The sequence below is a fragment of the Kitasatospora sp. NPDC056327 genome, assembly GCF_042261735.1.
In the GTDB taxonomy this organism is placed as follows: domain Bacteria; phylum Actinomycetota; class Actinomycetes; order Streptomycetales; family Streptomycetaceae; genus Kitasatospora.
Window position 1 is genome coordinate 1 of record NZ_JBHJRC010000295.1, and the last position, 10,393, is coordinate 10,393.

The window sequence follows — 10,393 nt, forward strand, 5'->3', positions numbered from 1 at the left end:
GACCCGCGGGTCCGGCCGGCGACCGCCGGGGTCACGCGGGTCAGGCGCCCGTCGGGGCCGGGTCGCGGGGCGGGGTGGCCTCCGGGTCCGGGGAGGACGGGTGGGGGGCGGGCCGGGCGAGGCGGGCCGGCCACCAGACCCGGTCGCCGAGGTCGCGGACCAGGGCGGGCACCAGCAGTGATCGGACCAGCAGGGTGTCCAGCAGCACGCCGAAGGCCACGATGAAGGCGATCTGGGCGAGGAAGGCCAGCGGGATCACCCCGAGCGCGGCGAAGGTCGCGGCCAGCACCACACCCGCCGAGGTGATCACCCCGCCGGTCGCGGTGAGCCCGCGCAGCACGCCCTCCCGGGTGCCGGAGCGCAGCGACTCCTCACGGACCCGGGTCATCAGGAAGATGTTGTAGTCGACCCCGAGCGCGACCAGGAACACGTACCCGTACAGCGGCACGGACGGGTCCACGGCGGAGAACCCGAAGACGTGCGGGAAGACGATCGCGCTCACGCCGAGGGTCGCCAGGTAGGAGAGCGCGACCGTGGCGACCAGCAGCACCGGGGCGACCAGGGAGCGCAGCAGCAGGACGAGCACGGCGAGCACGCACAGCAGCACCACCGGGGTGATCACGGTGCGGTCGCGGGCGGCGGTGGTCCGGGTGTCCTCCTGCTGGGCGGTGTAGCCGCCGACCAGGGCCCGGGCGTCCGGCACGGCGTGCACGGCCTCGCGCAGCCGGTGGACGGTGGCGATCGCCTCGTCGCTGTCGGCCGGGTCGGTGAGCGTCGCCTCCAGGCGGACCAGGCCGTCGACGACCAGGGGCGGGCCGCCCGGCGCCCCGGCGGTGGTGGCGCGCACGCCGGCCACGCCGGGGACGGCGGCGGCGGCCTCGGTGACGGCCGCCGACCGGTCGGCGGCGGCGATCACCACGGCGGGGTTGCCGCTGCCGCCGGGGAAGTGCGCGGAGAGCAGCCGCTGGCCGGCCGCCGAGGGCTGGGCCTTGACGAACAGCTCGCTCTGCGGGACGCCACCGGCGTCCAGCGCCGGGGCGAACGCGGCCAGCGCCGCCAGCACGGCCAGGCTGGCCGCCCACAGGGCGCGCGGGCGGCGGGCGACCAGGGCGGCGGTCCGGGCCCAGACGGCGTGCACCGGGGCGCGGCCGTCCGCGGCGGGCCTGGCCGGCCAGTAGGCGGCGCGGCCGGCCAGCACGAGCGCGGCGGGCAGGAAGGTGAGCGCCGAGAGGACCGCGCAGGCGATGCCGATGGCGCCGACCGGGCCGAGCGCCCGGTTGTTGGTGAGGTCGGAGAGCAGCAGGACCAGCAGGCCGAGCCCGACGGTGGCGCCGGAGGCGGTGACCGGTTCGACGGACTGCCGCCAGGCGGTGCGCATGGCGGCGAAGCGGTCGCCGTGCAGGTGGAGCTCCTCCCGGAAGCGGGCGGAGAGCAGCAGGCCGTAGTCGGTGGCGGCGCCGATGACGAGGATCGACAGCAGGCCCTGGATCTGGCCGTCGACGGTGACCAGGCCGTGGTCGGCGAGCAGGTAGACCAGGGCGCAGGCGATGCCGAGGGCGAAGACGGCGCCGAGGATCACCAGCAGGGGCAGCAGCACGGCCCGGTAGACGGCGAGCAGGATCAGCAGGACGACGCCGAGCGCGACGCCCAGCAGCAGACCGTCGATGCCGGCGAACGCCCCGCCCAGGTCGGCGAGGATGGCGGCCGGTCCGGCCAGGCCGACGGTGGTGTCGGGGACGCGCTCGGCGAGACCCCGGACGGCGCTCAGGGTGTCGGCGGTCTCCCGGCCGAGGTCGGCGCGCAGCTGGACGACGCCCTGGAGGGCGCGGCCGTCCGCGGCGGGGACGGCCGGCGAGGCGTGCCCGGTCGCGCCGGGCAGTGCGGCGGCGTCGCGCAGGGCCTGGTCGGCGGCGGCGCGGCGGCTGTCGTCGACGGGGCCCGTGCGGCTCTCCCAGACGATCACGACCGGCAGGGTGTCGCCGGCCCGGAAGTCCTCGCCGAGGCGGGCGGCCTCGGTGGACTCGGCGCTGCGGGGCAGGAAGGCGGCGCGGTCGTTGGTGGCGACCTCGCCGAGCCGGCCCGCGTAGGAGCCGAAGGCGCCGCCGAGGCCGAGCCAGACGATCAGCAGGGCGAGCGGGACCAGCAGGCGGGCGCGGCGGCGGGCGGGCCGGGCGGACGGCGGTTCGGGCGACGCCGGGGAGGGCGGAGCGACGGGGGGACGGTCTGCGGGCATGACGGAGTGCCCTCCGGGCTGGGACGGGGTGGCGGACTCCCGGGATCATATCTCTCGATGCTCAAGAGACTTGACGGGTGGAGAGACCCCCGGGCGGGACGGCGGCCGGCGCGGAGGCCCGGACCGGCGGCCGGGCGGGGCTCCGGGCGAGCAGTCCGGCCACCGAGAGCGCACCCCAGGCGACCGAGACGGTGACCGCCATCACCCGGTGCCGCCGGGCCGGGAGGGCGGTGGCGAGCAGCGCGGCGTCGCCGAGGTCGGAGGCGATCCGCAGGGCGGTCGCGGTGCGCAGCGCGGCGTCGTTCGGGGCGAGGGCCATGGCGAGGCCGCAGGCGGCGTCGCGCAGGGCGAGCGGGCGCAGGCAGGCGGCCACCGGCGCGGGCACCGATCCGTCCGGGGCGGTCAGGCCCGACGGGCGGGCGAGCAGCGCGGGGCGGCGGGCGACGGCGAGCCCGTAGACGGCGGTGGCGGCGCCGGTGAGGCGCAGCAGGTTGCGGTGCACGGCGGTGGTCTCCCGGGCGGACGGGGCGGCGGACAGCGGGCGGGCGGGCCCGCCCCAGTCTGCCGCCGCGCCGCGTCCGGGGCGCGGCGAATCCCCGGGACGTGCCGAATCCCCCGGGACGTGCGGACGGCCCACCGGTCCCGCACCGGTGGGCCGTCGGCACGCTGCCCGCGGACCGTCAGGAGACGCGCTTGATCTGCCAGGCGTTGTTGTTGAGGCTCGGAACGGCGGAGTAGCGGCAGCTGCTGTTGTAGAAGGACGAGAGCTGAACCCAGCCGGTCGGCTGGTACGTCGACGCGCAGACCGTGAGCGTGGTGCCGACCGGCAGCCCCGCGATGTCCTTGATCTGCTTCTTGTTGGGATTGAAGGTCGAGCCGCAGCTCAGGTCGTTCCACCACTGGACGTCGACCCAGCCGGTCGGGGTGAGCTGGCTGCTGCAGACGTTCAGGGTGTCGCCGGGGGCGGCCTGCGCGGTGGTCGTGGCGGTCATGGTGAGCGCGGCGGCGGCACAGCCGAGCGCCAGGGCGGCGGCGCGAAGACGGGACACGGGGCGGCTCCTTCCGCGGCGCGGTCGTTCCGCGCCGGTCACCCATTCCTATCGGCGGCCCGACGGCAGCGGACAGTGACTTTCCGGTCCGGTGCGCCGCCTCCCGCGTCGCGTTCGCACCTGTTGACAGTACGCGGTCGCACTTGTTTCCGGCATATGCCCGAGGAAGCTGCCCGGTCCCCGCGGACGCGGACGTCCGGCCCGCCCGCGCCCCCGGAGCGGGAGGTGCGGACGGGCCGGACGGCGCGGGCCGGGCGGGCGCCCGGGAACGGTCAGCCGGTGATCGGCCGGACGTCCAGGCGGATGTGGTCGACGGCCCAGAACCAGTTGTTCCCGGCGTCGTACATCCGGAACTTCAGCGTCACGCTGCGGGCGCCCGCCGGAACGGCGAACTGCTTGGTGACGAAGGCGTTCTGGACGTCCTTGCCGGCGTTGTCGTTGCCGGTGGCGTCGGAGCTGTAGAAGACCAGCCGGGTCTCGGCGCCGTTGTCGAAGACCGCGGTGACCGCCGCCTTCTGCGGCGCCTCCTGCCGGTAGTGCGAGTCGAAGCCCAGGTGCAGGGTGGTGGTGCCGGCCGGGACGGGCACGGCGGGCGAGACCAGGGTCGAGTCGAACACGCCCTTCTTGGACGGCGAGCCGGTGTCGTCCCAGTCGTCCGGGTCGGCGACGGCCAGGACGCCGAGGCCCCGGGTGAAGTTGCCGCGGTCCTGGCCGGCCGGGCTCGACCACTCGCGCTTGGTGTGGAAGGTCCAGCCCTGGAGGCGGGTGGTGCCCTGCGGCATGCCGGGCGCGTTGACGACCGACCAGCCCTGCGGGGCCTGCGGCGTCCAGCCGAGCACCCCGGCGACCGGCTGGAGGGCGCCGGCCAGGGACTCGAAGTCCTCGCCCAGCAGGTGGCCGGCCATCACCGGCGCGGTCCGGGCGGCGATCTCGCCGTCGGCGACGGCGAAGCGGTCGCCCGCCAGCGCGCGGGCGGTGACCAGGACGCGGTGGGTGGCGCCGTCCGGCAGCTGGGCCGGCGGGGTGACGTCCCACTCGGCGGTGGCGGTGGCGCCGGCGGCGAGGGAGGCGGGCGGGGCGGTGACGGCGGCGACCGTCCACCCGGCCGGGACGACCGGCTGGGCCTCGACCGCGCTCAGCGCGGCGGTCGCGGTGAACCGGGCGGTGACCCGCGCCGGGCGGCCGGGCAGCAGGATCGCCTCGTCGATGGTGGTGGAGGCGGCCTTGAGCGCGACGTCCAGCGCCAGCGGATCGGCGAGGCCCATCGCCGGGTCGGTGAGCAGGTGCTCGCCGTCCCAGGGGAAGCGGCCGGCGATCCGGCGGCGGAAGCCGAGCTCGCCGCGCACGCCCACCGCGACGTCGTACCAGCCCTCCGGGCCGACCTTGACGTTGACGGTCCTGTCGTCGCCCGCCGCGACCCGGACCTCGCGCAGCCCGTCGCCGTAGGCGAGGTCGCCGACCAGGAAGGTCTGGGCGGTGCGCGAGCGGTTGATCACGTCCACCTCCAGCACCTTGCCGTTCCTCTCCTCCGAGAGCGAGATCTCGTAGGGCGCGTCGACGGTGCCGCGCAGGTGCCACAGGGCGCCGTTGGGGCCGTGCACCCGCAGGTCGTAGCCGTCCCGGCCGACCGTCCAGACGTCGGAGAGCCGGGACTTGGCGCCGACGGTGTAGTGGCGCGGCGGGGTGCCCGGCTCCGGGTAGACCGCGAAGACGGCGCCCTGCTTGCCCTGGTTGATGAAGTCGACGGTCAGCTGGTCGCCCTTGAGGCGGGGCTTGACGATCAGGTTGTACGGGGCGGGGCGGGCGGCCCGGGTGCCGCGCTCCTGCTGCGGGAAGACCTGCGGGTTCGGCACGGTGGGCGCGGGCAGCTTGCCGGTGTCGGTGACCTTCTGGCGGTTGCCGCTGGTGTCCGGCAGTTCGGGCCAGCGCGGGTCGCGGCCGGAGAAGTCGAAGACGTTGGTGAGGTCGCCGCAGACCGAGCGCCGCCAGGGGCTGATGTTGGGCTCCTGGATGCCGAACCGCTGCTCCAGGAAGCGCAGCACCGAGGTGTGGTCGTAGACGGTGGAGTCGACGACGCCGCCGCGGGTCCACGGCGAGACGACGATCATCGGCACCCGCACGCCCAGGCCCATCGGGTAGGGGCCGGAGACCAGGGTCTCGCCGGCGGGCAGGGTGTCGGACCAGGTGAGCGAGCCGTCGGCGGCCCGGACCCGGTACCTGCCGTCCTGACTCACCACCCGGTGGTAGGTGGAGCCGCCCTTGCCGACCCGGACGACGACCTCGCCGTCGACCGGCACGGTGGACTTGCCGCGGCCGGTGGCGAGCGGCGGGACGGGCGGCAGCTGGTGGTCCATGAAGCCGCCGTGCTCGTCGTAGTTGAGGATGAAGACGGTCTTCTGCCAGACCTCGGGCCGCGCCGCCAGCGCCGCCAGGAGCCGGGCGGTGAGGTGCTCGCCGTTCGGCGGCGCGTAGTTGGCGTGCTCGGAGAGCGCGGCGGGGGCGACGATCCAGGAGACCTGCGGGAGCGTGTCGGCCTGGACGTCGGCGGCGAAGGCCTCGACCAGGGCGTCGCCCATCGCGAAGGGGTCGTTCTTCTTCGCCGGGTCGCCGACCGCCCGCATGCCGCGCTCGTACAGCGGCTCACCGGGCCTGGCCTTGACGAAGGGGGCGAACCAGGCGAGCGCGTTGTCGTCGAAGTTGTCGAGCGCCTGGTAGGTCTTCCAGCTGACGCCGGCCTTCTCCAGTCGCTCGGCGTAGGTGGTCCACTCGTAGCCGCCGGGGATCTCGGTGTTGTCGGTCACCGGGGTGTCCCGGACGGTGCCGCCACTGGTGCCCGTCATGAAGTGGTCGCGGTTGGTGTTGGTGTTGCACTGCACCGACGCGTAGTAGGCGTCACAGGTGGTGAAGACCGTGGCGAGCGCGTGGTAGAAGGGCATGTCGGCGCTCTCGTAGTAGCCCTGGCCGAGCCAGCCGCCGGAGCGGCGGGTGACCGAGCCGTCGGCGAGGCCGTCGTTCCACGCCTTCATCGAGTCGACGAAGCCGAACGCGGGGGCACCCTGCTGGTAGGCGTTGGTGTGCGCGGCGTTCATCGGGAAGGGCAGCAGGTAGCCCTCCTTGCGCCCCGGGTCGGGCTGGTGGAAGACGGAGCGGCCGTTGACGCCGCGCACCGCGGTCCGGTCTCCGAAGCCACGGACGCCGGCCTGGGTGCCGAAGTAGTGGTCGAAGGCGCGGTTCTCCTGCATGAACACCACGACGTGCTCGATGTCCGCCAGGCGGCCGGGGCGGGCGGGGGCGGCGAGCGCCTCGCGCACGCTGAGCGGGAGGGCGGACAGCACGGCGGCCGCCGCCGCGCCACCGAGCAGGGTGCGGCGCGACAGTTCGGGCTTCGGACTCATCGGGGGTGACTCCTTGTACACAGCGGGGGCAGTCGGACGCTTCGGTCCAGACCCGTTATGTGTACGGCCCCCAGATGGACGGCAGCGGCGGGTTCGATGGCGCTTCGATGACGGACAGTGAACCCAGAGCTGTACAGACAACTTGCCCCTTCCGGCCTCCCGCCGCCGACCCCGGCCGGACGGCCGCCCCCGGGCGCCCCGGCGGCCGCTCCAGGCTCCCCGGGGCAACCGGTAGTTGACGAACCGTCGGCAGGCTCCGGCCAGGTCGTGGACAAGCCTTGACGAGGCATGGGGTCTGTGGAAATCTCTCGGCAGGTTGAGGCCAATGATCTTCGAACGGGGGAGAGGATCGGATCGCCTGACGCATCAGGGGGGACACCTGGGAGTCGGGTCCGGCCATGCCTCGGCGTACTGCCGACCGGTCCGCGGGGCGGGCCGGCCACCCTTCGGCAACCGCGCCGTCCGACCGCGCCGTGCCGCGTCGACGCAGCCACGGCCACCGCTCGGACGGGTGCCCCGCAGCTCCGTCTCCGACTCCCGAATCGAGCACAGCATGTCCGACCCCCTCACCCGGCCCGACCCTGCCCCCGCCCCGGGCGAACCCGCGGGAGCGCCGGACGCCCCGGGGCCCGCCTCCCCCGCCCAGCACGGGATCTGGCTGACCAGCCGGCTCACCCACGTGCCCGAGGTCTTCCACCTCGCCCTGCGGCTCGACTTCGACCGGATCGACACCGACGCCCTGGCCCGCGCCGTCGCCGTGACCGCGGCCCGGCACCCGGCGCTCGGCGCCACCCTGGTCGAGCGCGACGGCGCGGTCCACCGGGTCCCGGCCGGGCCGACGCCCGCGCTCCGGGTCCTGGACACGGCCGCCGACACCGGCGAGGCCCTCGCCAAACGGCTCGCCGAGGAGCTCTCCCTCCCCTTCGACCTCGCCACCGGGCCGCTCGCCCGGTTCACCCTGCACCACCGGGCGGACGGGGGCGCCGAACTTCTGGTGGTCGCCCACCACGCGGTGTTCGACGGCACCTCCAAGGACGTGCTCGCCGCCGACCTCGCCGCCGCGTACTCCGCCGCCCTGACCGGGACCGCGCCGACCGGCACCGTGCCCGCCGCGGACGCCCCGGCCCCGGACGCCGCACTCGTCGGGCGGGCCGCCGCGTTCCACGGCCCCCGCTGGGCCGCCGCCACCGAGCCGGTGCTGCCCGGCGGCGCGCGGGCCACCACCGACGCCGGCCCCGGCGAGGCCGTCACCTGGCGCCTCGACGGCCCCGGCCGGGCCGAGCTGGAAGCCGCCGCCCGGGACGTCGGGGTCACCGTCTTCGAGTTCCTGCTCGCCGCCCTGCACGGCCTGCTGCACCGCTACGGCGGCGAGGCCGTCCCGGTCTCCGTGCCCTTCTCCACCCGGCTCCCCGAGCAGCGCGGCGCGATCGGCCCCTTCGTCAACGAGCTGCCGGTGTACGCCCCGGCCGGCATCGACGAGCGGACCCCGTTCACCCGCTACGCCCACGCGGTGCGCGCCGAGCTGCGCCCGGTCTCCGAGCTGCGGGCCGTCCCCTTCGGAAGCGCCGTGCCGGGACTCACCCCCCGCGCCGGGCTCGCCCCGGTCTCCTTCGGCTACCGCCGCCGGACCACCCCGGAGCCGGTCTTCCCCGGCAGCACCACCCGGGTCGACTGGGCGGTCTTCCACGGCGCCGCCCGCAACACCCTGCACCTGCAGGCCGTCGCGGACCAGACGGCGGTCGAGTTCTCCCTCCAGTACGACCCCGCCGTCCTCGCCCCGGCCGCCGCCCGGCGGATCTCCGGCCACTTCGCCACCCTGCTCGCCGGCGCCGCGGCCGAGCCGGGCACCGCCCTGGGCGACCTGCCGCTGCTCGACGCGGACGAGCTGCGCCTCGTGACCACCGACTGGAACGCCACCGGGCAGGCCTACCCGGCCGACCGGACCGTGCTCGACCTGGTCCGCGAGCGGGCCGCCGCCACCCCGGACGCGCCCGCCCTGGTGGCCGGCGACGAGCGGCTCAGCTACCGCGAACTCCTCGGCCGGGCCGACCGGCTGGCGAACGCGCTCACCGCCGCCGGCATCGGCCGGGACGACCTGGTCGGCCTGCACCTCGCCCGCACCGCCGAACTGCCGGCCGCACTGCTCGCCGTGCACGCCGTCGGCGCCGCCTACCTCCCGCTGGACCCGGGCTACCCGGCCGAGCGGCTGGCCTTCGTGCTGGCCGACTCCGGCGCCGCCCTGCTGCTGGCCGACCGTGACCCGGCTCCCGAGGTGGCCGCCGCCGCCCCGGCCGTGCTGCGGCTCGACGAGGCCGTCGGCACCGCCCACCCGGCCCGCGCCGCGGACGCCGCCCCCGGCCGGCTCGCCTACGTGCTCTACACGTCGGGCTCCACCGGCCGCCCCAAGGGCGTCGAGATCGGCCACCGGGCACTGGTCAACCTGCTCGCGGCCTTCGCCGACCGGCTCGGCTCCGGCCCCGAGGACGTCTGGCTCGGCCTCACCTCGCTCTCCTTCGACATCTCCGCGCTCGAACTGCTGCTGCCGCTGACCACCGGCGGCCGGCTGGTGCTCGCCCCGGACGGCCTGGCCGTCGACGGGCCGGGGCTGCGCGCGCTGATCGCGGGCGAGGGCGTCACCCACGTCCAGGCCACCCCGTCCGGCTGGCGGGTCCTGCTCGGCGCCGGAGCGCTGCCCGCCGGCCTGACCGGCCTGGTCGGCGGCGAGGCCCTGCCGCTGCCGCTGGCCCGGCAGCTGCGGGCCGGCACCGACCGCCTGCTCAACGTCTACGGGCCCACCGAGACCACGGTCTGGTCCACCTGCGCCGACCTCCCGGCCCCGCCCGAGGCCGTCCGGATCGGCCGGCCGATCGCCAACACCCGCGCCTACGTCCTCGACGGCCGGCGCCGACCGCTGCCGGTCGGGGTGCCGGGCGAGCTGTACCTGGGCGGCGACGGGCTCGCCGAGGGCTATCTGGGACGGCCCGGACTCACCGCCGAACGCTTCGTCGACGACCCGTTCGGCGCGCCCGGCGACCGGCTCTACCGCACCGGCGACCTGGTGGCCTGGACCCCCGGGGGCGAACTGGAGTTCCTCGGCCGGCTGGACGACCAGGTCAAGATCCGCGGCCACCGGATCGAACTGGGCGAGATCGAGGCGGCGCTGCTGGCCCACCCGGCCGTCGCCGAGGCCGCCGCGGCCGTGCACCGGGAGGAGGGCGACGACGAGCCGTTCGTCGCCGGCTACCTCGTCCCGGCCGGCGACGGGGCGGCCACCGTCCCCGCGCCCGCCGAGCTGCGCGCCCACCTCCAGCTGTCGCTGCCCGGCGCCGCGGTCCCGCAGCGCTTCCTGGTGCTCGACCGGCTGCCGCTGACGCCCAACGGCAAGCTGGACCGGCGCGCGCTGCCCGTCCCCCCGGTGCCGGTCGACGACCGGGCCGCCGGGCCGCAGGACGGAGCGGAGCACGACGAGGTGCTCACCGCCGTCCTCGGCGTCTGGTCCGAGGTGCTCCGGCTGCCCGGGCTCGGCCCCGAGGACGACCTCTTCGAGCTCGGCGGGCACTCCCTGACGATCATCCAGATCACCGCCCGGATCCGCGACCTGCTCGGCGTCGAGCTCGACTTCGACGTCTTCTTCGCCACCCCGACGCCGCTCGGCATCGCGGCGGCCGTCCGCGCCCTGCGCTGACCCCCCGGGCGGCGCGGCCCCGTACCGGGCC

At 76.1% G+C, this 10,393-nt stretch carries 5 protein-coding genes; 1 reads left to right on the forward strand and 4 read right to left on the reverse strand.

Annotated elements, in window-relative coordinates; all coding sequences use genetic code 11:
* Positions 1 to 40: 40 nt before the first annotated feature.
* The 4 genes from ACFCX4_RS30190 to ACFCX4_RS30205 all read right to left on the reverse strand — a co-directional run bounded on the left by ACFCX4_RS30190 (position 41) and on the right by ACFCX4_RS30205 (position 6,677).
* Positions 41 to 2,233 carry an MMPL family transporter gene (locus tag ACFCX4_RS30190; protein ID WP_376149259.1) on the reverse strand — a complete coding sequence of 731 codons (2,193 nt, stop codon included), beginning with the start codon at positions 2,231 to 2,233 and terminating at the stop codon, positions 41 to 43.
* Between the two features lie 61 nt (positions 2,234 to 2,294).
* Positions 2,295 to 2,735: a hypothetical protein gene (locus ACFCX4_RS30195; RefSeq protein ID WP_376149262.1), complete on the reverse strand. Its 441-nt coding sequence runs from the start codon at positions 2,733 to 2,735 to the stop codon at positions 2,295 to 2,297.
* A gap of 178 nt (positions 2,736 to 2,913) precedes the next feature.
* Complete coding sequence (locus tag ACFCX4_RS30200) at positions 2,914 to 3,282, reverse strand: hypothetical protein (protein WP_376149265.1); 369 nt, start codon at positions 3,280 to 3,282, stop codon at positions 2,914 to 2,916.
* Between the two features lie 272 nt (positions 3,283 to 3,554).
* Positions 3,555 to 6,677, reverse strand: a complete 3,123-nt coding sequence (locus tag ACFCX4_RS30205) for a phosphocholine-specific phospholipase C (protein ID WP_376149268.1) — start codon at positions 6,675 to 6,677, stop codon at positions 3,555 to 3,557.
* Positions 6,678 to 7,230: 553 nt separating this feature from the next.
* Here ACFCX4_RS30205 and ACFCX4_RS30210 point away from each other — a divergent pair.
* Positions 7,231 to 10,362 (forward strand): amino acid adenylation domain-containing protein, encoded by a 3,132-nt coding sequence (locus ACFCX4_RS30210; RefSeq protein ID WP_376149271.1) that lies wholly within the window; start codon positions 7,231 to 7,233, stop codon positions 10,360 to 10,362.
* Positions 10,363 to 10,393: the final 31 nt, after the last annotated feature.